Below are 26,007 nucleotides of genomic sequence, written 5' to 3' on the forward strand. Positions count from 1 at the left end.
TCCAGTCCAACCCGGCGCCGATATAAGCACGCGGCGCCGGCCTTACAGCCGCCCCCGGCGCGGAGCGCTCAGCGCGCCACGGCCGACAGCGGTGCCGCCACCTCCTCCAACGGCTTGCCCTCGGCCGCGAAGCCGATCTTCCATTCCGTCGCCGCCGCCACCAGCATCAGGGCGGCCGCGGCCATGTAGCCCCACATGATCGCCTCCCGGTTCCCGGTCTCGATCAGCGCGCCGAAGATGGTCGGGCCGGACACGCCGCCCACCAGCGTGCCGATGGCGAAGAACAGCGCGATGGCCATGGCCCGCATCTCCAGCGGGAAGCTCTCGCCCACCGTCAGGTACGCGGCGGAGGCGGCAGCGGAGGCGAAGAAGAAGATGACCGTCCAAGCCATCGTCTGCTGCCACGCGGACAGCCAGCCCTCCACGAAGGCCCAGCCCGTGAACGCCATCAGCACGCCGGAGATGGCGTAGGTGGCCGTGATCATCGGCCGCCGGCCTATGCTGTCGAAGAACGGCCCGAGGATCAGCGGCCCGGCCAGGTTGCCGAGCGCGAAGGGCAGCATGTACCAACCGACGCTCCCCGACGGGATGCCGTAGAACTTGGTAAGCACCAGCGCGTAGGTGAAGCCGAGCGCGTTGTAGCAGAAGGCCTGGCACGACATCAGCGTCAGGCCGAGCACCGTGCGCTGCTTGTGCGTGCCGATCATGGTCCGCCACACCTCCGCGATCTGGGTGTGGCCGCGCCGGCGGAAGCGCACCGGCCCGTATTGCAAGGGCGGGAGCTTGCCCCCGTGCTGCGCCGCGACCTCGCGCTCGATGCCGCCGACGATCTCCTCCGCCTCGTCGTTGCGGCCCTTGATCATCAGCCAGCGGGGGCTCTCGGGCAGGAAGCGGCGCAGGAACAGCACGACGACGCACAGCGCGCCGCCCACCACGAAGGCCACGCGCCAGCCGAGGTTCGGGTCCACCACGGCGGGGTTGAGCACCACCAGCGCGATGATCGAGCCCAGCGCCGCGCCGCCCCAGAAGGTACCGTTCACCGCGAGGTCCGTGGTGCCGCGCTTGCGTGCCGGGATCAGCTCCTGGATCGCCGAGTTCACCGCCGCGTACTCGCCGCCGATCCCCGCGCCCGTCAGCGCGCGGAAGAAGGCGAATGACCAGAAGTCCCACGAGAACCCGCTGGCGATGCTGGCCAGCATGTAGACGGTCAGGGTGATGAAGAAGAGCTTGGACCGCCCGATGCGGTCGGCCATCCAGCCGAAGCCCACCGCGCCCACCACGGCGCCGATCAGGTAGGCCGACGCCGCGAGGCCGATCTGCGTCTCGCTGAGGCCGAGGCTCTCGTGGATCGCCGGGGCGAGGCTGCCCACCAGCGTCACCTCCAACCCGTCCAGCACCCAGGTGATGCCGAGGGCCGTCACCACCCGCCAGTGGAACCCGCTCCAGGGCAGGCGGTCCAGCCGCGCCGGCACGTCGGTTTCGAACTGACCGCCGTCCGCGGCTCCCGGAGTGTCTCTCATGCGGGCTGTTCCTTTCCCCCCTGCCGAGGGGTGAACGCCGCCAGAGAAGAAGGTGTTCCCCTCAGCCGCAGGGCGCCAGGGCGGGCGCTTCCACCGCCGCGTCCACCCGGCTGGCGGTGTCGTCCACGTCCGTTCCGACCGCGATCTCCTCCACCGGGGGCGGCTCGCCGCCGAAGGCCGCGCGCCAGTCGGCGGCGAGGTCCACCCGCTCCGGGAACCAGCGGCCGCGCGGCGCGTCGGCCGGGCGCAGCACCCGCATCCGGCCGAGGCCCGCCAGATAAGGCGTGGCGAAGAAGGCCGGCTCCCGCCCGGTGCCGCCCCAAACGTACATCAGCACGCTACGCGGCAACGTGCGGCCGTTGCCCACGCGCGCCTGCGCCAAGCGGTGCTGCGTGCGCTGCCAGACGCTCGCGTCCGGTGGCCAGCCGGCGAAGCCGACCGCGATCGACAGCGCCTTGTCGTCGCCGCCCCGGCGGGTGAGGTCGGTCGGCGGCGGCCCGACGTCCACGCGCCAGCGCCAGGACAAGCACACCGGCGGACCCTCCACCCGCCGCCACACGAAGCTCGCCTGCCCCTCGCCCTGCACGGAAACGCCGCCGCCGGGCAAGGACCTGAACCGGGCCGGCGGCAGGCCCGGCCATTCGGCGTGGTGCCAACCGGCCGCCTCCAACGACCCGGCTGCGGGCCGAACGCCGCCGCTGGTCGCCCACGCGGCCGGCGGGGCGGCCAGGAGCAGGAGCGCCGCGGCGCCGGGCGCGGCGGTGGCGAGCCTGGGCATCCCGGTCTAGATGTCCCGCCCAGGACCGACGACAAGGAGAGGGGGACGACATGCCCGAAACGAGGATCGCCGCACGCGACGGCGCCGGCGATTTCGCCGCCTACGTCGCCAAGCCCAAGGCCACGCCGTCCGGCGGCCCCGCTGGCGCGGTGGTGATGATCCAGGAGATCTTCGGCGTGAACGGCGCCATGCGCGCCTTGTCCGATTGGGTCGCCGAGATGGGCTTCGTCGCCGTCGCACCCGACCTGTTCTGGCGCCAGAAGCCGGGCGTGGACCTCGACCCCGACAAGGGCCAATCCGAGTGGGACCAAGCCTTCGCGTTCATGAACGGCATGGACCAGGACAAGGCCGTGCAAGACCTCCAGGCGACGGTGGACGCCGCGCGCAAGATGGAAGGCGCCAACGGCAAGGTCGCCACCATGGGCTTCTGCCTCGGCGGCCGGCTCGCCTACATGATGGCCGCGCGCTCGGACTCGGATTGCAACATCAGCTACTACGGCGTCGGCCTCGACGGCCTCTTGGGCGAGGCCGGCAACATCAAGAACCCGCTGATGCTGCACATCGCCGGCAAGGACAAGTTCGTGCCGCCGGAAGCGCAGAAGAAGATCGTGGAGGGCCTGCGCGGCAACGCCAAGGTCGAATGCCACGTCTATCCCTGGGCCGATCACGCCTTCTCCCGCCGCGGCGGCCACTCCTACGACGCCCGCGCCGCCACCATCGCCGACGGCCGCTCGGCGGAGCTGCTGTCGCGCGTGCTCGGCTGAACCGGAACGCGGGCCCGCCGTCGCACAAGCCCTCGTGCGGCGGCGGGGGTCTTCCGCCCGTGCGCGGCCGCCGCTATCTGTGCCAGCCGAAACGAATAATCGCCCCAGGAGGACGTCCATGCCCGGCCCGACCCGCCGCGCCGCCCTGACCTTTGGCGCGGCAGCCCTCGCCGCGCCCGCGTTGTCCGGCTTCGCCCGCGCCCAAGGCGCGACGCAGCTCGCCATCGCCACCGGCACCACCGGAGGCGTCTATTACCCCCTCGGCGGCGGCCTCGCGAACATCCTGTCCCGCTCCATCCCCGGCCTGTCCGCCACGGTGGAGGTGACGGGCGGCTCCGTCGCCAACAACCAGCTCCTCGGCGCCGGCCGCGTCGGCATGATCTTCACCCAGGTAGACGCCAGCGTGGACGCGGTTCGTGGCGTCGAGCGCTTCCGCGGCCGGCCGGTGAACGTGCGCGCCGTCGCCGTGCTCTACACCAACCGGATGCAGGTGGTGACCACCGCCGCCACCGGCATCGCCTCCATGGCCGACATGAAGGGCAAGCGCATCTCCACCGGCGCTCCCGGCTCCGCCACGGAACTGATGGCGCTCCGCCTGATCGAAGGCGCCGGCCTGGACCCCGCCAAGGACTTCCGCGCCCGCGAGCGCCTGTCGCCGGCCGAGAGCACCAACGCCATCAAGGACGGCAAGCTCGACGCCTACTTCTTCGTCTCCGGCGTCCCCACCAGCGCCATCACCGACCTCGGCGCCAGCCCCGGCATCCAGCTCCGCTTGGTGGACCACGCCGAGTTCGTGCCCCAGATAGTCGAGAAGCACGGCCCGGTTTACTTCCCCGAGGTCATCCCAGCCGGGACCTACCCGGGGCAGACCACGGACAACAAGCAGATGTCCGTCGCCAACATCCTCGCCGTGCTGGACACCATGCCGAACGAGCAGGTCACGCAGATCCTGGAAGTGGCCTGGAAGGGCCGCGACGAACTCGCCCAGGTCCATTCCGAGGCCCGCGGCTTCACCCTGGAGCGGCAGAAGAGCAGCGCTGCCGGCGTGCCCTGGCACCCGGCCGCCGAGGCGTTCTGGAAGGCCCAGGGCGCCCAACTTGCCTGAGGCGGCCGCCGCCGCCACCGCCCGCGGCGGCCCCCCTGGCGGCCCGCTGCCGCCGGAGGTCGCGCCCGGCGCGCTCGACGAGGCGACGGCGGCCCGCCTCGAGAAGCTGATCGAGGAAGAGGAAGGCGCGCAGAACCGCTTTTCCGGCGCGCTGGGCTGGGCGGCGAGCGGCCTCGCCCTGGCGATGGCGCTGTTCCACCTCTGGGCTGCGTGGGATATCGTGCCCACCACCACGCTCCGCTTCGTCCACGTCGGCTTCGCCCTGGCGCTCGGCTTCCTGCTGTTCCCGGTGGCGCGGCGCTTCCGCCACCGGCTGATGCCCTGGGATTGGCTGCTGATCGCGGCTTCCCTGGTCGTCACCTGGTACATGCTGTTCGGCGGCGACATGCTCGGCGTCGAGCCGCTGATCGACCGCTACGTCTTCCCCGAGTGGCAAGACCTCGCCATCGGATGGGTGCTGCTGCTATTGGTGCTGGAGGTCACGCGCCGCGCCACCGGCCCGGTGATGCCGGTCGTGGCCGGCCTGTTCCTGCTCTACGGCTTCTTCGGCAACCTCCTGCCCGCGCCCTGGCAGCACCAGGGCTACACCACCGAACGGCTGATCCCGCACCTCACCATCACGCTCGACGGCATCTTCGGCACCGCGGTCGACGTGTCGGCCAGCCTCATCATCCTGTTCACCATCTACGGCGCCATCCTGCAAACCAGCGGCGCCGGCAAGTTCTTCGTGGACTTCTCCTTCGCGCTGACGGGCGGCCGCGCCACCAGCGCGGGCCGAACGGTGGTGCTCTCCTCCTTCCTGCTCGGCGGCCCTTCGGGCTCCGGCGTCGCCACCACCGTCACGCTGGGCACCGTGGCCTGGCCGATGATGCGCCGCGTCGGCTACAGGCCGGACGACGCCGGCGGCCTTCTCGCGGCCGGGGGACTGGGCGCCATCATCTCGCCGCCCGTGCTGGGCGCGGCGGCCTTCCTGATCGCCGAGTACCTCAAGATCGGCTACCTCGAAGTGCTCCGCATGGCGATCGTGCCGACGGTGCTCTACTACGCCTCGCTCCTCTTCATGGTGGAGCTGGACCAGCGCCGCATCGGCGCCGCCGGCAAGGATGTGGAGGCGGTGCGGACCGAAGGCGCCGGCGCGCTCGCCCGCCGCTATTGGTTCCACTTCTCGTCCCTGTTGGCGATCGTGGTGTTCATGGTGCTGGGCTACTCGCCCACCATGTCCGTGCTCTACGCCATGGGCGTCGCCGTGCTGCTCTCCTTCCTGCGCCCCGAGAGCGCGCTCTGGCCCCGCAAGCTGCTCGGCGCGCTGGCCTCCGGCGCGGTGCAGGCGGTGGGCATCGCCGCGACCTGCGCCTGCGCCGGCGTCATCGTGGGCGTCATCACGCTGACGGGCCTCGGCCTGAAGTTCAGCGACATCGCCATCCAGGCCGCCGGCGGCGACCTCGTGGTCACCGCGCTCTACACCGCGCTGATCGTCTGGGTGGTGGGGTTGGCCGTGCCGGTCACGGCCTCCTACATCATCTGCGCCGTGGTGGCCGCGCCGGCGCTGATCAAGCTCGGCGTGCCGGACTACGCGGCGCACATGTTCGTCTTCTACTACGCCGTGCTGTCCGAGGTCTCGCCGCCCACCGCGCTGAGCCCCTTCGCCGCTGCCGCCATCACTGGCGCCGGGCCGTACCGCACCACGCTCAAGGCGTGGAAGTACACCCTGCCGGCCTTCGTGCTGCCCTTCGTCTTCGTCACCGACCCGGACGGGGTCGGGCTGCTGCTGGCCTTCAAGCCGGGCATGGGTTGGCTGGACGTCGCATGGCAGATCGCGCTCGCCACCGGCGGCTTGGCGCTGTTGGCCGCCGCCTGCCAGGGCTTCGCGCGCGGGCCGATGCGGGGCTGGGAGCGCGCGGGCTTCGTCGCGGCGGGGTTGCTGATGGTGTTCCCGGCGCTGGTCGAAGCGGCCTCCGGCGGCGCCGTGCCGGCGCCGCACCTGGTCGGGCTGGGGTTGGGCGCCCTGCTGTTCCTGCTGCATTGGCGGCGCGAGGGGGCAGGGGGTGTGCGGGCCGCCGCCTAGGCCCCGTTCCGGCCCGACCGCGGTCGGGCCGGCGCCCCACGCCCCGGGTGCTTGCACCCAAGCCGGTCGCTGGCTAGCGCCGGGGCAGCCGCTGCGCCATGCGCAGGTGTTCTTGCAAGAGCGGCACGTGGCGCGCGGCGAACGCCTTCACGTCGGGGTCGGTGCCGTTCGCCGCCTCTTCCTGGTACAGGCGCAGATCCTCCTGGTGGTCCTGGACCATGGCCTGGGCGTAGGCGCGGTCGAAGGCGCCGCCGCGCAGCTTGGAAAGGTCGTCGTAGATCCGCTGCTGCTCGGCGCCCATCGTGCCCGGCGGCGTGATCTGCTTCTGCTGCGCCAGCGCCGCCATCTCCTGGTTCGATCGGCCGTGGTGCTCGACCATGTGGCGGCCGAAGCGCTTCACCGCCTCGGACCGGCCGTTCCGCTGGGCGAGCTGGCCCATCTGGACCTCCGCCAAGCCGCCGCGCGCGGCCGTGGTCATGAAGGTGGCGTCGGTGGTGGACAGAGTGGGGTTCACCTGCGCTTTCGCCGCGGCGAGCGTGGTGTCGGCCGCCCTCTGCGTCTGCGCGCAACCGGCCGCAAAGACGAGGGCGAAAGCCGCGCCCCAGAAAACCCGGTTCATCGTGTTCCTCCGTCGTCGCGTGCCGGCAGGAGCCCTCGGGAGTCCTCCGCTACCGGACACGGCCACCGTAGGGGAGGGTCTAACACCGGCCCGCCCCCGGCACCAGTTCGAGCCGGATGCGTCGTTCGGCGCGTCGGCGCGGGCCTTGGGGGACACGGGCGAGGCCGCGCGGCCTCACCGGCCGGGTCCGTTCCCGCTACCCGCGGTTCCGTTCACCGACGCCCCGCGATCAGCGGCGGCTCGGAGGGGAGGTCCGGGGGTGGGGAGAAGTGGTCCGGAACCCGGCCCGTCAGCGACTCCTGGAAGGCGACCAACTCGTCCAGCGCCGCTTCGCCGAGGTCGCGGCCGAGCTGCACCCGGGCCATGATCTGGGTCGCGCGCCGCAACTCCGGCACCGAGCCGTCGTGGAAGTACGGTTGGGTCTTGGCGGCGTTGCGCAAGCTGGGCACCCGGAAGACGAACCGGTCCTCCTCCCGCTTCGTCAGCGCCATGAGCCCGGAGTCGATGTCCGCCGAACCCGTGTGCTTCCAGTAATCCTCGGCGATGCCGAAGCGCTGCTTCGTCCGCCCGCCGAGGAGGGGGCCGTCGTGGCAGCCGGCGCAGCCGGCCTCGACGAAGCGACGCAGGCCGCGCACCTGGCGTTCGTCCAGGGCGCCGTCCTCGCCCGCGAGCCAGCGGTCGAAGGGCGCGGGCGTGCGCAGCGTGGCTTGGTAGGCTTGCAAGGCGACGCCGTAATTGGCCGGGGTGACAGGATCGGCTTGGTCCGGGAAGGCGACGCGGAACATCGCCTCGTGGCCGTGCCGCTCCAGCACCGGGGCGATGGCGTCGCGGGCGGCGAAGCCCATTGAGCCGGTGATGGACCCTTCGGCCTGGGCGGCGCCCGAGGCGCGGTCGCCGAGCCAGCGCAGGCCGGACGCACCCATGGCGTTGAACACGCTTTGGGACTGCCGCCCGCCTTGGCGTCCCCTGGCATCGACGGACTTCGGCCGGCTGTCCGAACCCCAGTCGGCCCAGGTGTGGCAACTCGCGCAAGCGACCTGCCCGTTGGCCGAAAGGCGCGCGTCCCAGAACAGCGCGCGGCCGAGGCGGGCCTGCGGCGCGTCGATCTCGTCGTCTGGCGCCGCCGAAACGGCCCCGAACAGACCGTTCGCCGCTTCTCGCAGTTCTTCGTCAGCCATCGGCGCCACGCCGTCCCAGGCGAGCACGACCGAAGCCGCGAGCATGGCGAAGGTGGTGACGACGACGGTCGCGGACGCTCTTCTGGCCGTCGGCTCCCCGGCCGTCCCGCCGCGCCCGGCAGTTCCGGTCCCCGGGTCCGCCGTCCTGGTCCCGCCGGCTCCCGTCGCCGCGGTGGGAACCTCAAGGTTGCCGCCGATCGCGCGCGGCTTTTCCGGCTTTTTCCGCAGCAAGGCATCGACCGGCGCCGCGGTTCGGCCTCTACGAAACCGGGGCATACGATCCTCCGAGTTGCTAAACCGGCATTCAATTTTCCTCTCAAAGTTGATATAATTTTGGATCAAACAACCGTAAATGGACGAAGGAGAACGTTTTCGCGAGTTTGATACGATATCGCACAAATAGCGCTCGGGCCCGGTGCCGCCACCGAGCGGCACAGCGCCATCCAGGCGTAAAGCCCTTCTTCGTCGAACGGGAGCGGTACACTGCGGGAGCCAATGGCCCGTCCACGTCCTTCGTTCGAACAGGCCATGCGCCTCTCGGTGAGGCAGCGGGATGGCAACGAGGCGAGGCGGTGCTCGCCCCGGCCGGCCCGGGGCGCTATTCTCCACCTATGCGCGCTTGGTTCCTGCTGTTCTTGTCGTTATGCGGGTGCGGCGACACGCCCCTCCGCTCCGCCTGGGCTGGCCTGTCGCACCGCCTGCCGGCCGGAGATCCCATTCCGGCCGAGGCCGCCACCGAAGGTTTGTCCGAAACCGACGGCCCGGCGCTCCGCCTCCGCGTCGGCGGCCGAACCGCTCAAGCCGTGCTGGTGTCCGAGCAGGGCGACCGGCGCTTGTGGCGGGCCGGCGCCGGCATCGTCGTCGCCACCGACGGCGGCCGGGTGGTGGCCACCTCCGGCTTGCGCGAGGTGCTGGTCGCCACCCGCTTCGACGGCCCGGACCCGCTTTCCAACCCCGTCGAGCTGCTGGACCGCCCGGCCGAGACCCGCCGCTTGGTGGACCTGATGCGCTCCGACCGCCAACCGCAAGGGATGCGCTTCGGCATCCCCGTCCGCTGCCGCCTCCGCTCCGAGCTGCTCGCGGAGGACCCCGCGGTGCTGGTGGTGGAGGAACGCTGCCGCGCCGGCGGGGCCGGGGGCGGCGCCCACACCAACCGCTTCTGGTCGGAGGCCGCGACCGGCGCCGTGCTGCGCGGCGAGCAGTGGATCGGCCCCAACATGCCGCCGATGACGGTGGAGTTCCTGCCACCGGCGGCCGGGGAAGCGCCGGCCGCCGCCGCGCGCCCCTGACCCCCTACGGCGTCAGAAGAACCACTGCCCCGTCGCCTCGAAGTTGGCCAGCACCCGCGCCGCCACCGCGTCCCAGTCCACCTCGCCGGGCGCCGCCGTCCACTGCGCGCGGAGTTCGCCGCCCGGGAAGGTCGTGGTGTGGACGTTGGAGTAGAGCGGCACCTCCAACCCGGCGAAGGCCGAGTCCAGCGTGTCGGCGAACTCCTCGATCGAGACGTTGGCCGGGTCGGTCGCCTCCCAAACGCCGCTGACCGTCCAGGAGCCGTCGTCGTTCAGCACGATGTCCAGGTCGTCGCCGTCCTGCGCCGGGCCGATTTGTCCGAAGACCACCGGCCCGTTCGCGCCGCGGGGCGCGTTGTGGACGTGCATGATCGTCACGTCGTCGGCCGTCGTTTCCGTTTGCGGGTCCAGGCCGAGCACTGGCCCGAAGTCCACGCCGCTTACGGTGAACTCGTAAGCCGCCGTCTTGGCGTGGCCGTCCCAGGACACGGTACCCGAGCCGCTCGCTGCGGTGCCGTTGGGCGGGACCTCTTGGTCCCCGGTGAAGGTCAGGGTGAATTCGTCCGCCATCGGCTTTTCCTCCCGTGTCCGGAGCCGGCCCGCCGCCGTTGGCACCGCGGAGGTTCCAGCCGGGGCCATCACGCCCCCTTCTCCCGGGCGTGTCCAGCATCGGACCGAACCAGCACCGAACCGCCGCCGCCCGACCGCCAGCCGAGCCCCGCCCGCCGTGCCCGCCGCGCGACGAACAGCAGCCAAAGGAGCTGCACCAGCAGCGCCGGCAGCACGGCCAAGGGCTTCGCCCAGGACGCCAGGTGCAGGAACAGCCACGCCAGCCCGGCGTGGAACAGCGCGAAGCCCCAATGCGCCGCGGCCACCGCCCGCGTGCCCACCCCGGCGCGCTGCGCCATCTGGTAAAGGTGGGTCCGGTGCGCCTCGCCCAGCCGCTCACCCATCAGCGCGCGGCGGATCAGGGTGAAGCCGGCGTCGAACAAGAGGCCGAACAGCAGCAGCGGCACGAGCAGGAAGCTCACCTGCGACGCGTCCAGCCGCGACGCCGCCACGGCCAGCACCGCGAGCACGAAGCCCGCGAACTGGCTGCCCACGTCGCCCATGAAGATACGCGCCGGGTGGAGGTTGAACGGCAGGAAGCCCGCGAAGCCGGCCGCGAGAAACAGCGCCGCCGCGTACAGGAACCACGCCTCCTGGGACGCGGCGACGGCGGCCAGCGCGGCGGAGGCGACCAGCGCCGTGCCGCCAACCAGCCCGTCCAGACCGTCCATGAAGTTCACCGCGTTGGTGCAGCCCAGTATCCAGAACAGCGTCAGCGCCGGTCCCGCGAGCCCGAGGTCCACCACGCCGACCCAGGGCAGCGCGAGCCGCGTCAGCACCAGCCCGCTGCCCAATGCCACCAGCGCCGCGGCGAGCTGCGCGGCGAAGCGCAGCCGGGCTGACAAGGGCCGCGCGTCGTCCACCAGCGCGACGCCCGCGATCGCCGCCGCGGCGCCGATCACGCCCAGGAATTGCTCGTCCGCGATGCGGGCGAAATCCGCGGCCCGGTAGAGCGCCAGCATCCCCGCGAGGAAGGCGAGCACCACGCCGACGCCGCCGCCCCGCGGCGTGGGGTGCGCGTGCGCGCTCCGGGCGTTCGGGTGGTCGAGGATCGGCCAAGCGATCATGGCCCGCACCGCCGCCGCCGACAGCGCGGCGAGGGCCAGGGCGAAACCCATGTGCTGGAGGAAGGCGGGGAAGGTCATCCGGCCGCGGGTGTGGCCGAACCCCGGGCGCGCGGCAAGGCGGAACGTTCCCCGCGCGGCGGCGGCGATGGCGCCCGGTTACCGGAGCAGCACCGGCAGCATCGCGTCCAACCGCAACCGGCCTGCCGCCGTGGCGCGGAGGCGCCCGCCGCCGGGCGCCCATTCGAGGTAGCCTTCTTCCTCGCAGGCGCGGAGCATGGCCGGGTCCATCGCGTCGCCGAAAGGCATGGCGCAGCGCGCTTCCAAGCGCGCCGTGTCCACGCCTTCCGCCAGCCGTAGCCCCATCAAGAGGGCCTCGCGCATCCGCTCCGGCGGCGCCAGCGCCTCCTCGTCCGTCACCGCGTGCCCGTCGCGCTCCACCCGCGCCAACCACGCCTCCGGCGCGCGGTGCCGCCGCGACGCGAGCAGTCCGACGTCCTCGACCATGAGCCGCTGGTGCGCGCCCGGGCCGATGCCGAGGTAATCGCCGTAGCGCCAGTATTGCAGGTTGTGCCGGCTCTCCGCCCCCGGCCGCGCATAGTTCGACACCTCGTAGGGCAGCAACCCGAACCGCCCCGCTTCCTCCGCGGTGGCCTCGTAAAGCCGGGCCGCCGCGTCGCCGTCCGGCAAGGCGAAGGCGCCGCGCGCGTGCTCGGTGGCGAAGCGCGTGCCCGGTTCGACCGTGAGCTGGTAGAGCGAGAGGTGGTCCGCCGCCAACGCCAGCGCGCGACGCAATTCGTCCCGCCACGCCGCCTCGGCTTGGCCGGGCCGGGCGTAGATCAGGTCGAAGGACAAGCGCGGGAACAGCGCCCGCGCCGCCTCCAACGCCGCCACCGCCTCCGCCGCGTCGTGCCGCCGGCCGAGGAAGCGCAGCGCCTCCGCGTCGAGCGACTGCACCCCGAGCGACAGGCGGTTCACCCCGGCCTCCCGGAACGCCGCCAGCCGGCCGCGCTCAACGCTGGTCGGGTTGGCCTCCAGAGTCACTTCCAGGTCGCCTGCGGCGTCGAACAGCGCCCGCGCCTCCGCCACCAGCGCCGCGGCGGTCTCCGGCTCCATCAGGCTGGGCGTGCCGCCGCCGAAGAAGACCGAGGCCAGCGGCCGCCGCCCCGCGCGCCCCGCCTCGCGCCGCAGCTCGCGCCGCAAGGCCTCGCGCCAACGCCCGTGGTCCACGCGTTCCCGCACGTGGCTGTTGAAGTCGCAATAGGGGCACTTGGACAGGCAGAAAGGCCAGTGGACGTAGAGGGCGAGCGGTTCCATGGCCTGGGATATAGGTCCTGTGGACGCCGCCCTATACGGTGACACGCGAGGCGGAGAACCGGATCGCGCCCTGCGGATGCCGCTTTTCCCGCGTTGTCTCGCGACGGCGTGACACCCGCGGCGGCTGCATCCGGCACACAAAGGAACCCGCATTGCAACTTTGCGGAGAATCCGCGTGAGCGGCACATCCGTCGAGCGGGTGCGCGCGGCGCTGTTGGCCGCGGGCCACCCCGACACCATCCGGGCCTTCCCGGAAGGCACGCGCTCCGCGGTCGAAGCGGCCGCAGCCGTCGGCTGCGCCGTGGCGCAGATCGCCAAGTCGATCGTGTTCCGCGGCGTGCCGGACCCCGCCGACCCGTCGCGGGACCGCGCGGTGCTGGTGGTGGCGAGCGGCGCCAACCGGGTGAACCCGGCCAAGGCCGCCTGCGCCGGCCGCATGGCGCTGCGCCGGGCCGACGCCGCCTGGGTCCGGGAGGCGACGGGCTTCGCCATCGGCGGCGTCGCGCCCCTCGGCCATCTCGCGCCGCCCGTGGTGCTGGTGGACCGCGACCTCGCCGCCTTCGACAGCCTCTGGGCGGCGGCGGGATCGCCCACCCACGTCTTCGCCACCACGCCCGACGAGCTGCTGCGCATCAGCGGCGGCGCCTGGGCGGTGGTGCGGGAGGGCTGACGGCGCCGGCTTCGGCGGCGTAGAAAGGGCGGCCCTGAAAGGAAGAGGAGGGACCGCGATGCCCAAGACGTCGAAGGATATGGTCGCCGAGGCCGACGCCACGGTGCCCCGCATCTCCGGCGCCGAAGCCAAGGCGATGCTCGGCAAGCCCGGCGTGGTGTTCGTGGACCTGCGCGAGCCGGCGGAGATCGCCGCCTCCGGCAAGGTGCCCGGCGCGCTCGCCATCCCGCGCGGCCTGCTGGAGTTCCGCGCCGACCGCGAAGCCGCGACGCCGGACCCCGCGCTGACCGGCGCGAAGACCGTGGTGCTCTACTGCGCCTCCGGCGGCCGCGCCGCGCTCGCCGGTAAGACCCTGCAGGAGTTGGGCTACGGGGACGTCAAGAACCTCGCCCGGTTCCAGGATTGGGTGGAGGCGGGCGGCGAAGCCGAGAAGGGCTGAGCGCCGCCGTCACTGGGGTTGGGTCACTGGGGCTGGATACCGGCCTTGCGCGCGGCGTCCCCCCACTTCCGCATCTCCGCCTCGCAAAAGCGCCGCGCTTCTCCCGGCGCGCTCGTCACCACCTCGGCGCCGAGCGTGCGGTGGCGCTCCACGACCTCGGGGCGCCTCAGCGCCGCCGCGCAATCCGCGTTGAGCTTCGCCAGCACCGGCGCCGGCAGGTTCGCGGGCGCGATCACCATGCCCCAGGTCGAAGCCTCGAAATCCGGCATGAAGGCTTCGGCGACCGTCGGCGTGTCCGGCAGTTGCGGCGCCCGCTTGGCGCCCGTGGTCGCCAGCGCCTTCAGCGCGCCCGATTGGAGGTGCGGCAGCGCCGCCGGCACGGTGTCGAACATGACGTCCACGCGTCCGGCCATCAGGTCCGGGTGGGCCTGGGTGCTGCCGCGGTAAGGCACGTAGGTCATCTCCACCCCCGCGCGCTGGGCGAAGAGCACGGGCGCCAGCCGCACCACGCCGCTGGTGCCGGCGAAGGTCACGCCCGGGTTGCGCTTTGCGTGCGCCACCAGCTCGGCCGGCGTGGAGGCCGCGAAACCCTTCGCGGCGCAGAGCACCAGCGGCGTCGAGGTGGTCTGCGTGACGAAGGAGAAGTCGCGCATAGTGTCGAAGGGCAGGCGGTAGAACGCGGCGTTCACCGGATGCCCGACCGAGACGAGGCCGAGGACGTGCCCGTCGGGAGGGCTCTTGGCGATCGCCTCCGTGCCGATCACGCCGTCCGCCCCGGCGCGGTTCTCCACCGGCACCGGCTGGCCCCAGGCCGCGGCGAGCGGCTCGGCGATAAGGCGCGCGGTGATGTCGGACACGCCGCCCGGCGTGTAGGGCACGATGATCCGCACCGCCCGGTTCGGGAACGCCGCCGTTTGGGCGCCGGCGTCGCTGCGGCCCGCCGCGAGCACAAAGGGCGCGGCCAAGGCCGCGCGTCGGTTGATGGTCATGTCGCCCTCCCGTCCGTCGTTGCGCCCGACGTTGCCCCCGGCGGGCACGGGAGGGAAGATGCGGGCACCGAACGGGTTCTCGCGCGTTGGCGGCCCCGTCCCGCAAGAGGAGGAAGTGCGACGATGAGCAATCCGACCACACCAGGCTCCCTGGGCCGCCGCGCCGCCCTCGGCACCGTGGCCGCCGCCGCTGCGGGCCTCGCCGCCCCCGGCATCCTGCGCGCCCAGGGCCAGCAGTACCCGACGCGCCCGGTCAACATGGTGGTGGGCTTCCCGCCGGGCGGGCAGACCGACTTCGCCGCGCGCATCGTCGCGCCGGGGCTCGGCCAAGCGCTCGGGCAGACGGTGGTGGTGGACAACAAGGGCGGCGCCGGCGGCAACCTCGGCACCGACGCGGTGCTGCGCGCCCGGCCGGACGGCTACACGCTGCTCGCCGGCAACGCCAACCCGCTCACCATCAACCCGCACACCTTCCAGAACATGACCATCGACCCGCTGAAGCTCACGCCGATCGGGATGATGCTGCAATCCTCGCTGATCCTCTGCCTCCACCCCTCCGTGCCGGCGAAGACGGTGCCGGAGTTCGTCGAATGGGCGAAGAAGCAGGGCAGGGGCGGGCCGGACTACGGCTCGGCCAGCGCCGGCAGCCTCTCCCACGTGGCGATGGAGATGTTCAGGAACCGCGCCGGCAACCCGCCGATGGAGCACGTCCCCTACCGCGGCAGCGGCCCCGCCATGCAGGACTTCATCGCCGGCCGCTTCTCCGCGATGTTCGACGGCGCTTCCGTGGTCGCGCCCTTCGTCAAGGCGGGCCAGCTCCGCGGCTTCCTCTCGACCGGCGAGAAGCGCATCCCGGCCTTCCCCGACATCCCGACGGCGGCCGAGATGGGCTTGCGGGACTTCGTGTTCACCGCCTGGATCGGCCTGTTCGGCCCGCCCGGCCTGCCGCCCGAGATCGTGCAGAAGCTGAACGCTTCGCTGAACCAGGCGCTCCAGGACGAGACCGTGCGCAAGCGCATCACCGACCAGGGCGACGAGCCCGGCGGCGGCACCGCGGAAGCGTTGGGCGAAACCATGCGCCGCGACCACGCGCGCTGGGGCGAGGTGGTGAAGGCCAACAACATCCGCGCCGACAGCTAGCGGCGGGACGGGGGGCTCAGAGGTCGAGGTCCACCCAGAGCGCCGCGTGGTCCGAGGCCGCGTGGCGCTTCTCTCCGCCTTGCCGGGGGTCCACCTCCGGATAGGTCTCCCACTTCACCGGCCGCACGCCCGGCCACATGCCGCGGCGGAACACGCCCGACGCGCCGGCGCGCTCGCGGAGCGCCGGCGAGAGCAGGATGTAGTCGATCTTGTTGGACGCGGTGGAGCCGCCGTAGGTGCCGGGATGCCCGCCGTCGTCGTGGCCATCCAGCTCCGAGATGTCGGCGAGGTCGGTGTCGCGCAGCAGCGGCGCGAGCGGGTCGTCCGCGTTCTCCGGCGGCGTGTCGTTCAGGTCGCCCACCACCGCCACCAACCCGTTCCCCGCCTCGCGCAGCCGGCCGTAGATGCGCGCCACGGCCGCCGCCTGCCGCCGCCGTTTCCGGTCCGAGGAGGCTTGGCTCCCGCCGGACTTGCTTTTGAAGTGGTTCACCAGCACCACGAGCCGGCCCCCGCGCGTGTCCAAGCGGTACTCCGGGCAGTCGCGGCTGAAGACGAGGCCGGCGTCGTCCGTGTCGTCCACGTGCGAGAGCATGGAGGCTATGGGGAAGCCTGCCCGCGTCATCAGCGCGCAGTCGATGCCGCGCGGGTCGTTGCCGTCGATCAGCATCACCTGCGCATAGGGCTCGCCGTCCGCCAACGGCAGGATGGTGTCGGAGAAGCCCTTCAACGCCGGGCGGTTCTCCGCCTCCACGATGCCGAACACGTCGGCGCCGACGTCGCGCACGACCCGCGCCGTCATGCGCATGGCGGTGTCGTCCACCGGCTCGCGCTCCAGCTCCAGCCAGCCGGTCCAGTCGCCGCGGCCGCGCGCCACGATGTCCAGCACGCCGCTCCGGCGCCGCACCAGGAACTCGCCGCGGTTCTGCCGCAGCCGGACGAACTCGCCGTCGTCGGACCGCTCCAGCCCGAGCGTCTCCAAGAGCCCGTGCATCCGGTCCTTGTCGGCTTCGCCGTACTCGGCCTCGGCGATCAGCGCGTTGAGGGCCGCAAAGGCTTCGAGCGCCTTGCGGGCCGCCGCGCCGTCCTCCGCGTCGAAGGCCTTGGCGCGGGAGAACAGGTTCTCGACGTTGAAGCTCGCAAGGCGCATGGCGCCGCCTCCGCTCCCATAGGGCCAGTCTACGCCCCACGATCCGGCGCGGGTGTGCGGGGCATCACCCCGCCGCCGGCAACGGCAAGCAGCCCTCGGCGAGCAGCGCGAAGGCGCGCGCCCGGTGGTTGATGGAATGCTTCAGCGCCGGTTCCATCTCACCGAAGGTTTGCGAATGGCCGTCGGGGACGAACATCGGGTCGTAGCCGAAGCCCCGGTCCCCGCGCGGCGGCCACACCCAACGGCCGGGCGCCTTGCCTTCGAAGCCCTCCGTGTGGCCGTCCGGCCAAGCGAGCACCAGCGCGCAGGTGAACCACGCCCGGCGGTCGGCGTCGGCGGTGCCCCGCGCGCGCTCCTCGACCTTGCGCATCCCGGCCATGTAGTCGCGGGTGCCGTCCGGCAGGGTGGCCCAATCGGCGGTGCGGACGCCGGGGGCGCCGCCCAGCGCCGCCACGGAGAAGCCGCTGTCGTCGGCCAGCGCTGGCAACCCGGTGGCGCGCGACGCGGCGAGCGCCTTGATCGCCGCGTTGCCGAGGAAGCTGTTTTCCGTCTCCGCCGGCCCGGGCAGGCCCACCTCCTTGGCCGAGACCACCTCCAGGCCGTGGGGCGCGAGCATGGCCGCCACCTCCCGCAGCTTGCCGGCGTTGTGGCTGGCCAGGACCAGCCGATTCCCCCGCTCCAGCTTGCGCCGCCCCGTCATTCCAGCCCGACCGCCTGCCGCTGCCGCGCGAAGAGTTGCGCCGTGCCGGCCCGCGCCAGCCGCAGCAGCTCCAGCAACTGCGCCTCCGAGAACGGGGCGCCCTCCGCCGTGCCCTGCACCTCCACCAAGCCCCCGCCGCCGGTGAGCACGAAATTCGCGTCCGCCTGCGCCTTGCTGTCCTCCGCGTAGTCGAGGTCGAGCACCGGCCGGCCGGCCCACAGGCCGCAGCTCACCGCCGCCACCTGGTCGCGCAGCGGCATGGCGGACATGATGTTCATCCGCAGGCAGTGGCGGAAGGCGAGGTGCAGTGCCACCCAGGCGCCGGTGACGGCGGCGCAGCGCGTGCCGCCGTCGGCCGAAAGCACGTCGCAATCCAGCGTCACCGTCATCTCGCCCATCGCCGCGCGGTCCGTCACCGCGCGGAGCGAACGCCCGATCAGCCGTTGTATCTCCTGGGTGCGGCCGGACTGCTTGCCGCGTGCCGCCTCGCGGTCGCCGCGGGTGTGGGTGGCGCGGGGCAACATCCCGTACTCGGCCGTGACCCAGCCCTCGCCCTTGCCGCGCAGGAAGGGCGGCACGCGGCCCTCGACGCTGGCGGTGCAGAGCACCTCCGTCGCGCCCATGCGCACCAGGCAGGAGCCCTCGGCGTGGCGGGAGAAGCCCGGCTCCAGGGACACGGGCCGCAGCGCGTCGGCGGTACGGCCAGAGGGGCGCGCATCGGGGCGCGCGGAAGGGGGCGCGTCGGTGGCGGGCATGGCGGTCTCCAGAAGGGCGGCGAGGTATAGGGCCGGCAGGGGCCGCGTCCAGGCGGGGAGGGCCGGGACGCTTGACCCCCCGGCGGCGCGTTCCTAGCTCTTTGCCCCGGTGCCACGAGGATTCCCGACCAGCATGTCGCCGCCGCCGAAGCTGCCCTTGGGCCTGGCCGCGGCCTCCTTCGCCGGCCTCGACACGCGCAGCGCCTCCATCCTGCGCGAACTGGTCGAGGTCTACGTCCAGACCGGGGAGCCGGTCGGCTCGCGCACCCTGTCCCGCCGGCTGCCGCTCGGCCTCTCGCCCGCCTCCATCCGCAACGTCATGTCGGATCTGGAAGAAGCGGGCTTCCTTTACGCGCCCCACACCTCCGCCGGCCGGTTGCCGACCGACCGGGGCCTGCGCCTGTTCGTGGACGGGCTGCTGGAGTTCGGCGACCTCGCCGAGGAGGAGCGCGACGCCATCGCCGCCCGCTGCGCCGCCAGCGGCCGCTCCATGCACGACACGCTGGCCGAGGCCGGGCAGATGCTCTCCGGCCTCGCCGGCGCCGCCGGCCTGGTCGTCGCGCCCAAGACCGAAGGCCGCATCCGCCACATCGAATTCGTGGCCCTCGGCCCCGGCCGCGCCCTGGTGGTGCTGGTGATGGCGGACGGGCAGGTGGAGAACCGCGTGGTGGAGGTGCCGCCCGGCCTGCCGCCCGGCGCGCTCCAGCAGGCGGGCAACTACCTCAACGCCCGGCTGGCCGGCGCCACCCTGGAAGAAACGCGCGCGCGCGTGGCCGAGGAGATCGCCGCCAACCGCACCGCGCTCGACGCGCTGACGCGCGAGGTGGTGGAGGCGGGCGTCGCCACCTGGGCGGGCGGCGGCGGCGCAGGCTCGCTGATCCTGCGCGGGCAGGCGAAGCTGTTGCAGAACCTCGACCAAGCCGCGCGCGTGCAGGAGATCCAGGCGCTGTTCGAGCGCCTGGAAGCGCAGGAAACGGTGCTGCGCCTGCTCGAACTCGCGCAGCGCGGCGAGGGCGTGCAGATCTTCATCGGCGCCGAGAGCGGCCTGTTCGACAGCGCCGGCCTCGCCATGGTGGTGGCCCCCTTCCGCAGCCGCGAGGCCGGCGACCAACGCCTGCTCGGCGCCATCGGCGTGATCGGCCCGACCCGCATCAACTACGGCAAGGTCATCCCGGTGGTGGACTACACCGCCCGGGTGATCGGGCGGATGCTGGGGTAGGGCCAAAGAATGGATCGGTGACGGGACGGGGCCGTGATGGACCTGCCCGGCCCGAAGCCGGGACTCAACCGGCCTCGCCGCAGCACCGCCTCACGGCCATCGCCCGCGTATCAGAAACGCCGCCCCACTACGACCGCGCCTGCCATCTAGAACCCGAAGTAACGCCGTTGATTTTCTATCTTTAGTCATGTTTTGCCTTTGGGCATGCCTCATGCTGCAGCACAAGCCTTAGCCGCGGAAGTGCCGGCTGATGCGCTGCTCGGTTTCGAGCGTGCGCCCGCCGCTAAGTATGGCGCCTCGGTTTGCGCTGTGGCGCCGCTGGCCGCACTGGCCTTCGTCCGGAACATCGGCGCCGGGCTGGTGGTTTTCACGGGTTGGTCGAACTACGCCATTGGGGTCGCTGTGTTGTGAGCCTCGGGTGCCTTCTGGTCGTTCGTGGTGAGCAGGCCGCGCTTTGCCGAAGCCGCCTTCTTCATCGCCACGTAGACGCCGTTCAACATCGCCGGCTGCACCTTGTCGTATCTCGCCGCGACAACCGCCTTGCCGCTCATGGACACCGCCTTGAGCCGGTTCGATGAAGCGGTAGGCTTCGATTGGGTCGCTTGGGTGAGCTTTGTCCGGAGCCACCCGACGTTGAATTCGGTGCTCCGCACGGCCTACGACAGCCTCGTGGCCCAGCTCCTGTCTTCGACAATCGTGTTCGCCGCCCTGCGCGTGCACGGCAGAAACGATGAGCTGATGCTGCTCGCCTGCGCGGCGGCGATCCTCACGACAGTGATGGTCGCTTTGCTGCCTGCGCCGGGCCGTGGGTCCACTTCGGCCAAGGCGCCCTGCTCCCGTCGGATACCGCCTACGTTGCGCACGCCTTGGCCTTGCGCGACGATCTGGCTGGAACTGCCCCCGCTTCGCCCGGACAGGCGGCGCAGCCGTGGGGGCCTGGGTGGAAGCCTGGGCGTGGGCCTGTGTCGAAGCCCGTCGGACGCGTCGGATCGCCGCCGGCCGGGGGCGCCGGGGGCGGCACGGCGCCGGGGGGAAGGTCCGGCCGGCCGAGGAGACCGCGCGGCCCGGCACGACGGCCTCGGCCGCCGCCCGGCTGCGCGGCGCCCCCCCGCCTCCCCTTCGGGTGGAGGCGGCGCACGGCCCAGGGGGGCCTGGAGGCGGTCGGGGCCGACGGGGGCGTGGCGGCCGCGGGCCGCGCCCGCGAGCTCGGGGCGAAGGCGCGCGGGCCCGGACGCCTCCTCGGCCGGGAGGCCGTGGAGGCCGGGATCCTCCGCGGGGCCCCGGAAGAGGCCCCGGGACGGGCGCGCCCGGAAGGACGCGCGTCGCGCCCGCCGCCGCCGCCGCCGGCCCCCCCCCCCGGTTCGGGGGGCGCAACGCCGTCCATCCCCGCCCCGGCTCGCGCATGCGCCCGCCGCGCGAGTTCATCGCCCGGCAGCCAGCCGACCAAGCCGCATGTCCGGTTTGATGCGGGCCGCTCCAGCAGGTGCCGGGCAGCGCGCCTCCGTGAAGCCGTTGCGCGGTCACCGCGGCCGAGCCGGCGCCGAGAGGGCCGCGACGGTCTAGGCGGCACCCGGCGGGACAGGACGCCCGCGACGCGCCCGCCTCTGGGGAGGCCAGCCCGTTCCGGCTGGCCGACCGGGAGCCGCCCCCTTTCGCTTGCTTCGCCGCGAGGCGTTGCGGGCCGCAGGCATGGTCACGCCTGCGGCCCGCGAGCGGGAACGCTCAGTGCCAAACGGCGTCCAGGGCCACGTTCGAGGCGGACTGAAATGCCGTGTTGGACTGGAGGACGTTGTCGATCATCAGGCTGATCCCGATGTCGCGGTAGTCGCCCTTGTAGGCCGGGTCGAACCTGATGACGACATCCACGTCGCCGTTCGCGTCGACCACGTTGGTCTGCGTGATGAACTGCTCGATCGACTGGCTGCCTGAGTGGCGGCCGGCGCTTACGTTCATACCGACCTGGACGGCGGTGTTGGTCTGGTTGACGTCCCCGGTCACGACGCCGATCGTGATGTCGCGCACCTGGCCTTTGAAGTCGCCCTCGAAGACGAGCGTGATGTCCACGTCGCCCACAACTGCGAGGACGTTGGCTTGTCCCGCCCCCTGGACGATCGTTTGCGTCCCGCCGCTCCCACCGATGGCGATGTTGGCCGCGCCCTGGACGGCGTGGTTCGCCTGGGTGACGTCGGCGGTGATCAGTCCGACTTCCAGGTCGCGGACCTTGCCCTGGAACGAGCCGCTGAACACCATGTCCACTTCGACGCTGCCGATGGCCGACACATGGTTGATCTGCTCGACGATCTGCGTGTTCGCCTGAGCCCCGGCACCGCCGCCCCCGACCGAGAGGTTCCCGGCCGCTTGCCAAGCGGTGTTGGACTGGGTCACGTCGCCGGTGATCAGGCCGACCTCAACGTCGCGGATCTCGCCTTTGAACTTGCCTTGGATGGTGATGTCGAGGTCGGCGTCGCCCTCGGCGACCACCGTGTTGGTTTGCAAGACGAACTGGCCGTTCGTTTGCGACCCGCCGCCGCCGCCGACCGAGGTGTTGTTCGCGCTCTGGGCAGATGAGTTGGTCTGAGTCACGTCGCCGGTGATCAGGCCGACCTCAACGTCGCGGATCTTGCCGTCTATGGTACCGGTGACCACCACGCCGCCGTCGTACTGCGCACCGGAAGCCTCGCTTTGTTTGCCGCTCCCGTCCTGGCTTTTGGAACCTTTGGATTTCCCTGACTTCGCCATGTCGTCTCCTTGGTCCTTCAAGAGGAGATCGACGAACCGACCTCATGCCTTCCCGTGGCGCAGGCAAGGCCTGCTGCCCCACTTACAAACGACGCGTCGGCCGATCGCCATCCTCGCAGAACATTAGGACGGCAGCATTGATTCTACGCAAGATCATAACGGGCTTAAAAAGGATCGGTCGAGTCACGTCATGTGGTTGAGGTCGTGGCGCTTCTGGCGCCCGGCGCATGCAACGGCGCGCCCACGATCAGGGAGGAATGGGGCGGTTTTTCCAGGAGGCGTCTCAACCCTTCGAGGCGTCACGGGGGCCGGCCGCATCCAGCATTGGTTTTCGCTCGCGGCAAAGGCTTGGCTTCTTCTGCAAGGTGGGCGCAATATCCTTTTCGGTTCAGCCGGGGCCACACAAACAAAAACCCACCCTGGGAGGATCAGCCGTGACGCGAATTGCGATTTTTGATTTTCCATTGATTGGGCATTTTCATTTACCTGTTTTTGACTTTGGCTACGCCGTTCCGACCATGCCGCTTCCCGCGCCAGCACAACCGGTGCCCGACGCGCGCGCGCAAACGCTCGCCCCCGCCCAGCCTTCGGCGAGCCCTGGTGCGGCGTCGAGCGGCGCGTCCCTGGCGGACGCGTCCGCGGGTTGGTCCATCCAGTCCTTCTCGTTCGTCGACGCCAACGGCGCCAGCAGCAAATGGACGGTGGTCGGAGGCCGCCCCGGGCAGGATCCCCGGAACGACCTCGGCCCGGTGACGCATCCCGGGACGCCCGGGAACGACGCCATCGTCGGCGGACCGGGTCCCGACACTATCGCGGGCGGGTTGGGCGACGACACGTTGAGCGGCGGCGGCGACGCGGACACCTTCCTCTACACGGTCGGCGACGGCAGCGACACGATCGCCGACTTCGAGCGCGGGCTCGATCGACTCGTCATCCTGGGCGCGTCGGCGGTGAGCCTCGCCTCCAACGGCGGCGTGGCGATTGTGACGTTGGACGACGGCAGCCAGATCACCCTGCACAGCGCCACCCCGGCAGCAAGCGCGGACGGCGCCCCGTTCGGATGAGGGATCTCGGCGACTGGGCCGTGGCCCGCGCTGCGCGGCCGGCATACCCGTCCCTTTCCGGGGGATCAGGGCGGCCGTCGGGTAAGGATGGAACAGCGCCGTAGCGGCGCCCAAGGAAAACCCTCGCAGGATCGGCGACCTGCGAGGGTTCCAAACATCCCGGACTGGTCGGAGCGAGAGGATTCGAACCTCCGGCCCCTGCGTCCCGAACACAGTGCTCTACCAGGCTGAGCTACGCTCCGTCGGCCGGGAAGGCGCGCCGGTGCCGGCATTGACCGGCCCGGCGGGTGCGCGGCTATAGACCTTGCGCGGCGGCGGGGCAAGGCCGCTCCCGCCCTCGTAACCGACGCGCGCCGTGCCTACCTTGCCGCGGCATGTCGTCCCTGCCCCGCCAAGCCATCGAATTGGACGCCGCCCGCCGTCCGGACACGGTTTCCTCCGCGAGCGGCACCGGCGCCGCGGGGCCGCCCGACCCCGAAGCGCCGCTCCGCGCCGCGCTGGCCCGGCACCGCGCCATCGCCACCGGGCTGCTGGTGTTCATGGCGGCGGTGATGCTGGGCTCCTACTGGCTGCCGCCGGGCTACTGGACCGACCTGCTCCAGGCCGCTGCCAAGGCCGGCGTGGTGGGCGGCCTCGCCGATTGGTTCGCGGTGACGGCGCTGTTCCGCCGGCCGCTCGGCCTGCCCATCCCGCACACCGCCATCATCCCCATGCAGAAGGAGCGGCTGGGCCAGGGACTCGGCCGCTTCGTCGCCAACCACGTCTTCACCGAGGACGAGGTGCGGCGCGTGCTGGGGCGGCTCGACCTCGCCGGCATCCTGCGCGGCTTCCTGTCCGACCCGGCCGCTTCGCGCCCGGCCGCGCAGGCGCTCGCGGCCACGCTGCCCAAGGTGCTCGCCAGCCTGGAGGACGGGCGGGCGCGGCGCCTGCTGGCGCGGCTGCTGCCGCGGCTCGCCGGCGGCCCCGGCGGGGCGCGCGTGCTGGCGCGGGCGCTCAAGGCGCTGATCGACGGCGGGCGGCACCAGGAGGTGTTCGACCTCGCCATCAACCAGATGCGCGGCGTGCTGTCCGCCAAGGAGGACCAGCTCCGCCGGGCCATCGAGGCGCGCGTGCGGGCGGAGGGCGGCGCGCTGATCGGCTGGCTGGCCGGCGCCACCGTGGCGCGGCGGCTGCTCGGCGCGATCAACGGCGAGCTGGCGCGGGTGGAGCCCACGGACAGCGACCTCCGCGCCGCCTTCGAAGCGTGGCTCCGGGCCGAGATCGACAAGCTGGAGAACGACCCGGAGCGCGCCGCGGCCGTCGGCGCGGCGCTGCGGCGCGCGGTGGCCCACCCGGCCGTGGCCGCCTGGATCGGCGACGCCTGGGCGCGGCTGCGGGCGGCGCTGGAGGCCGACGCCGCCAACCCGGAAGGCCGCGCCGTGGCGCTGCTGGAGGGCGCCTTCGCCAACATCGGCACGCTGCTCGCCGAAGACCCGAAGGCGCGGGAGCGGCTGAACCGCGCGGCGGAAGGCGTTCTGGCTGCGATGCTGCCCAACGCGCGCGTCCGGCTGGCGGAGTTCATCGCAGGCGTCGTCGCCGGCTGGGACACCAAGCAGGTGACGGAGAAGATCGAGCTGCGCGTGGGCCGCGACCTGCAATACGTGCGCATGAACGGCACGCTGGTGGGCTTCCTGGCCGGCGGCGCGCTGTTCGCCCTGCTGACCGCGGTGTTCGGCCGGGTGGCCTTCTAGGCGGCAGGCCGGACCGGCCGGGCCGCGGGACGACCCGGCCAGACTGGCCCCGCGGGCCTCAACCCGCGGCCACGCCCCGCGTCCACCCCGTGTCGTGGCAGAGCACGAGGTCGTCCACGCAACCGTGCTCGACGAGGTTGCGGTGCAGGAAGCCCAACATGCCGTGCTGGCCGCTGACCGGCTCCAGTTCTCCCTTCGGCCCGAAGGCCAGCACGTGCGGGAAGCGCCGGACGAGGTCTTCCAGGAATCCGCGCGGGTTGAGGTTGCGGTACGCGATCAGCGTCCAGGAATTGAACTCCATGTAGACGACCGGCCGGAAACGTTCGATCGCGCCAGCGCCGCCCGCCAGCACGTCGGGCTCGAAGCCTTCGACGTCGATCTTGACGAAGTCGAGGCGTTCCAAACCGCGCGAGGAAACGACGCGGTCCAACGTCTCCACGGGCACCTCCACCGCCGGCATTGAGCCGTCCGCGAGGTGGTGGCCCGAGACGAGGTGGCTCCCGGCGCCGTACCCCGCTTCGTGGAAGGCCATGCCCCCCGGCTCCGCGCCGGCTGCGGCGGCGACCACCTCCACCCGCTCCAGCCCGTTCGCGGCGAGGTTGCGGCGCAGATGCGCCAGGTTGCGCGGGGAAGGCTCGACCGACAACAGCCGGGTCTGCCCCGGCGCCGTCGCGGCCATCGCCATGGTCGCCAGGCCGATGTTCGCGCCGACGTCGAGCACCACCGGCGCCCCTTCGCGCGGCAAGCACGCGCGCAGCACCGAGCAGACGCGGCCTTGGGCCGCCATCTGGGCCGGCGCCGACGCGTAGTACGGATCGTCGGCATCGCCGAAGATCCGCAGCGCGGTCCCGCCGAAGGAGACCAAGAGGCCGTCGTTCGGGGCAGCGACGGACGGCCGCCACGCCGCCGCGGCGCGCAGCCTGTCGATCGCGGGGACGGCCTTGCGCAATGTCTTGTAAGTCCGCCGGAGCACGACCGCCCTTTCCGAGCCTCCAGCCGCGCGGGGTCGCGGGCTGGCCGGGTCGGGTTCTAACCATCGCGCGCGGCTTTGGAACGGGCGAACCGCGGATCGGCGCGCGGCGACGCCAGGAAAGCGGGGCGCCGCCC

The 26,007-nt window shown here is 72.2% G+C and carries 25 protein-coding genes and 1 tRNA gene; 11 read left to right on the forward strand and 15 right to left on the reverse strand.

Going from position 1 to position 26,007, the window contains the following annotated elements:
* Positions 1–68: 68 nt before the first annotated feature.
* Both ABD067_RS14890 and ABD067_RS14895 read right to left on the reverse strand, forming a co-directional pair.
* Positions 69–1,520, reverse strand: a complete 1,452-nt coding sequence (locus ABD067_RS14890) for an MFS transporter (RefSeq protein WP_343896130.1) — start codon at positions 1,518–1,520, stop codon at positions 69–71.
* 61 nt (positions 1,521–1,581) lie between these two features.
* The gene (locus tag ABD067_RS14895) at positions 1,582–2,298 is read right to left on the reverse strand and encodes a DUF3047 domain-containing protein (protein ID WP_343896131.1); all 717 of its coding nucleotides are present in this window, start codon (positions 2,296–2,298) and stop codon (positions 1,582–1,584) included.
* Positions 2,299–2,348: 50 nt separating this feature from the next.
* On the opposite strand from ABD067_RS14895, the gene ABD067_RS14900 reads away from it, so the two are divergent.
* The 3 genes from ABD067_RS14900 to ABD067_RS14910 all read left to right on the forward strand — a co-directional run bounded on the left by ABD067_RS14900 (position 2,349) and on the right by ABD067_RS14910 (position 6,232).
* Positions 2,349–3,062, forward strand: coding sequence for a dienelactone hydrolase family protein (locus tag ABD067_RS14900; protein ID WP_343896132.1), 714 nt, complete (start codon positions 2,349–2,351; stop codon positions 3,060–3,062).
* Positions 3,063–3,180: 118 nt separating this feature from the next.
* Positions 3,181–4,167, forward strand: a complete 987-nt coding sequence (locus ABD067_RS14905; RefSeq protein WP_343896133.1) for a TAXI family TRAP transporter solute-binding subunit — start codon at positions 3,181–3,183, stop codon at positions 4,165–4,167.
* Positions 4,160–6,232, forward strand: coding sequence for a TRAP transporter permease (locus ABD067_RS14910; protein WP_343896134.1), 2,073 nt, complete (start codon positions 4,160–4,162; stop codon positions 6,230–6,232). Before ABD067_RS14905 ends, ABD067_RS14910 begins: the two co-directional genes overlap by 8 nt.
* Before the next feature lie 73 nt (positions 6,233–6,305).
* On the opposite strand, the gene ABD067_RS14915 is transcribed toward ABD067_RS14910, so the two are convergent.
* Both ABD067_RS14915 and ABD067_RS14920 read right to left on the reverse strand, forming a co-directional pair.
* Positions 6,306–6,851 carry a DUF4142 domain-containing protein gene (locus ABD067_RS14915; protein WP_343896136.1) on the reverse strand — a complete coding sequence of 182 codons (546 nt, stop codon included), beginning with the start codon at positions 6,849–6,851 and terminating at the stop codon, positions 6,306–6,308.
* Between the two features lie 212 nt (positions 6,852–7,063).
* Positions 7,064–8,029, reverse strand: coding sequence for a cytochrome-c peroxidase (locus tag ABD067_RS14920; RefSeq protein ID WP_343896137.1), 966 nt, complete (start codon positions 8,027–8,029; stop codon positions 7,064–7,066).
* 572 nt (positions 8,030–8,601) lie between these two features.
* On the opposite strand from ABD067_RS14920, the gene ABD067_RS14925 reads away from it, so the two are divergent.
* Positions 8,602–9,318, forward strand: a complete 717-nt coding sequence (locus tag ABD067_RS14925; RefSeq protein WP_343896138.1) for a YjbF family lipoprotein — start codon at positions 8,602–8,604, stop codon at positions 9,316–9,318.
* A gap of 12 nt (positions 9,319–9,330) precedes the next feature.
* Here the strand turns inward: ABD067_RS14925 and ABD067_RS14930 are convergent, their stop codons facing one another.
* From ABD067_RS14930 to hemW, 3 genes are all read right to left on the reverse strand, one after another.
* Complete coding sequence (locus ABD067_RS14930) at positions 9,331–9,888, reverse strand: CHRD domain-containing protein (RefSeq protein WP_343896139.1); 558 nt, start codon at positions 9,886–9,888, stop codon at positions 9,331–9,333.
* Between the two features lie 68 nt (positions 9,889–9,956).
* Positions 9,957–11,072, reverse strand: coding sequence for a glycosyltransferase family 4 protein (locus tag ABD067_RS14935; RefSeq protein ID WP_343896140.1), 1,116 nt, complete (start codon positions 11,070–11,072; stop codon positions 9,957–9,959).
* A gap of 78 nt (positions 11,073–11,150) precedes the next feature.
* The gene (gene hemW, locus ABD067_RS14940) at positions 11,151–12,308 is read right to left on the reverse strand and encodes a radical SAM family heme chaperone HemW (RefSeq protein ID WP_343896141.1); all 1,158 of its coding nucleotides are present in this window, start codon (positions 12,306–12,308) and stop codon (positions 11,151–11,153) included.
* Positions 12,309–12,483: 175 nt separating this feature from the next.
* On the opposite strand from hemW, the gene ABD067_RS14945 reads away from it, so the two are divergent.
* Positions 12,484–12,978, forward strand: a complete 495-nt coding sequence (locus ABD067_RS14945; RefSeq protein ID WP_343896142.1) for a YbaK/EbsC family protein — start codon at positions 12,484–12,486, stop codon at positions 12,976–12,978.
* A gap of 58 nt (positions 12,979–13,036) precedes the next feature.
* Entirely contained in the window at positions 13,037–13,417 is a 381-nt protein-coding gene (locus ABD067_RS14950; RefSeq protein ID WP_343896143.1) for a rhodanese-like domain-containing protein, read from the forward strand.
* A gap of 23 nt (positions 13,418–13,440) precedes the next feature.
* Here ABD067_RS14950 and ABD067_RS14955 read toward each other — a convergent pair whose 3' ends face one another.
* Positions 13,441–14,406 carry a Bug family tripartite tricarboxylate transporter substrate binding protein gene (locus ABD067_RS14955; RefSeq protein WP_343896144.1) on the reverse strand — a complete coding sequence of 322 codons (966 nt, stop codon included), beginning with the start codon at positions 14,404–14,406 and terminating at the stop codon, positions 13,441–13,443.
* 123 nt (positions 14,407–14,529) lie between these two features.
* On the opposite strand from ABD067_RS14955, the gene ABD067_RS14960 reads away from it, so the two are divergent.
* A complete protein-coding gene (locus ABD067_RS14960) occupies positions 14,530–15,546 on the forward strand; it encodes a Bug family tripartite tricarboxylate transporter substrate binding protein (protein ID WP_343896145.1) in 1,017 nt (338 codons plus the stop codon).
* Positions 15,547–15,562: 16 nt separating this feature from the next.
* Here the strand turns inward: ABD067_RS14960 and ABD067_RS14965 are convergent, their stop codons facing one another.
* From ABD067_RS14965 to rph, 3 genes are all read right to left on the reverse strand, one after another.
* A complete protein-coding gene (locus ABD067_RS14965) occupies positions 15,563–16,693 on the reverse strand; it encodes an endonuclease/exonuclease/phosphatase family protein (protein ID WP_343896146.1) in 1,131 nt (376 codons plus the stop codon).
* A gap of 64 nt (positions 16,694–16,757) precedes the next feature.
* A complete protein-coding gene (locus ABD067_RS14970; protein ID WP_343896147.1) occupies positions 16,758–17,393 on the reverse strand; it encodes a non-canonical purine NTP pyrophosphatase in 636 nt (211 codons plus the stop codon).
* Positions 17,390–18,148: a ribonuclease PH gene (gene rph, locus ABD067_RS14975; protein WP_343896148.1), complete on the reverse strand. Its 759-nt coding sequence runs from the start codon at positions 18,146–18,148 to the stop codon at positions 17,390–17,392. Before rph ends, ABD067_RS14970 begins: the two co-directional genes overlap by 4 nt.
* Positions 18,149–18,281: 133 nt before the next feature.
* Between rph and hrcA the strand changes: the two genes are divergently transcribed.
* Positions 18,282–19,367, forward strand: coding sequence for a heat-inducible transcriptional repressor HrcA (gene hrcA, locus ABD067_RS14980; protein ID WP_343896149.1), 1,086 nt, complete (start codon positions 18,282–18,284; stop codon positions 19,365–19,367).
* 383 nt (positions 19,368–19,750) lie between these two features.
* Here hrcA and ABD067_RS14985 read toward each other — a convergent pair whose 3' ends face one another.
* Positions 19,751–19,918, reverse strand: a complete 168-nt coding sequence (locus ABD067_RS14985) for a hypothetical protein (protein WP_343896150.1) — start codon at positions 19,916–19,918, stop codon at positions 19,751–19,753.
* Here ABD067_RS14985 and ABD067_RS26450 point away from each other — a divergent pair.
* Entirely contained in the window at positions 19,917–20,930 is a 1,014-nt protein-coding gene (locus ABD067_RS26450) for a phosphatase PAP2 family protein (RefSeq protein ID WP_408871561.1), read from the forward strand. The genes ABD067_RS14985 and ABD067_RS26450 overlap by 2 nt on opposite strands.
* A 159-nt stretch (positions 20,931–21,089) precedes the next feature.
* On the opposite strand, the gene ABD067_RS14990 is transcribed toward ABD067_RS26450, so the two are convergent.
* Positions 21,090–22,106 carry a hypothetical protein gene (locus tag ABD067_RS14990; RefSeq protein WP_343896151.1) on the reverse strand — a complete coding sequence of 339 codons (1,017 nt, stop codon included), beginning with the start codon at positions 22,104–22,106 and terminating at the stop codon, positions 21,090–21,092.
* Positions 22,107–22,540: 434 nt separating this feature from the next.
* On the opposite strand from ABD067_RS14990, the gene ABD067_RS14995 reads away from it, so the two are divergent.
* Positions 22,541–23,170, forward strand: a complete 630-nt coding sequence (locus ABD067_RS14995) for a calcium-binding protein (protein WP_343896152.1) — start codon at positions 22,541–22,543, stop codon at positions 23,168–23,170.
* A 165-nt stretch (positions 23,171–23,335) separates the two neighbouring features.
* On the opposite strand, the gene ABD067_RS15000 is transcribed toward ABD067_RS14995, so the two are convergent.
* Positions 23,336–23,412, reverse strand: a tRNA-Pro gene (locus tag ABD067_RS15000).
* Between the two features lie 132 nt (positions 23,413–23,544).
* On the opposite strand from ABD067_RS15000, the gene ABD067_RS15005 reads away from it, so the two are divergent.
* Positions 23,545–24,900: a DUF445 domain-containing protein gene (locus tag ABD067_RS15005; RefSeq protein WP_343896153.1), complete on the forward strand. Its 1,356-nt coding sequence runs from the start codon at positions 23,545–23,547 to the stop codon at positions 24,898–24,900.
* A gap of 58 nt (positions 24,901–24,958) precedes the next feature.
* Here ABD067_RS15005 and ABD067_RS15010 read toward each other — a convergent pair whose 3' ends face one another.
* A complete protein-coding gene (locus tag ABD067_RS15010) occupies positions 24,959–25,873 on the reverse strand; it encodes an FkbM family methyltransferase (RefSeq protein ID WP_343896154.1) in 915 nt (304 codons plus the stop codon).
* Between the last annotated feature and the right edge of the window lie 134 nt (positions 25,874–26,007).

It is taken from the genome of Craurococcus roseus (genome assembly GCF_039523795.1).
Classification (GTDB): Bacteria; Pseudomonadota; Alphaproteobacteria; order Acetobacterales; family Acetobacteraceae; genus Craurococcus; species Craurococcus roseus.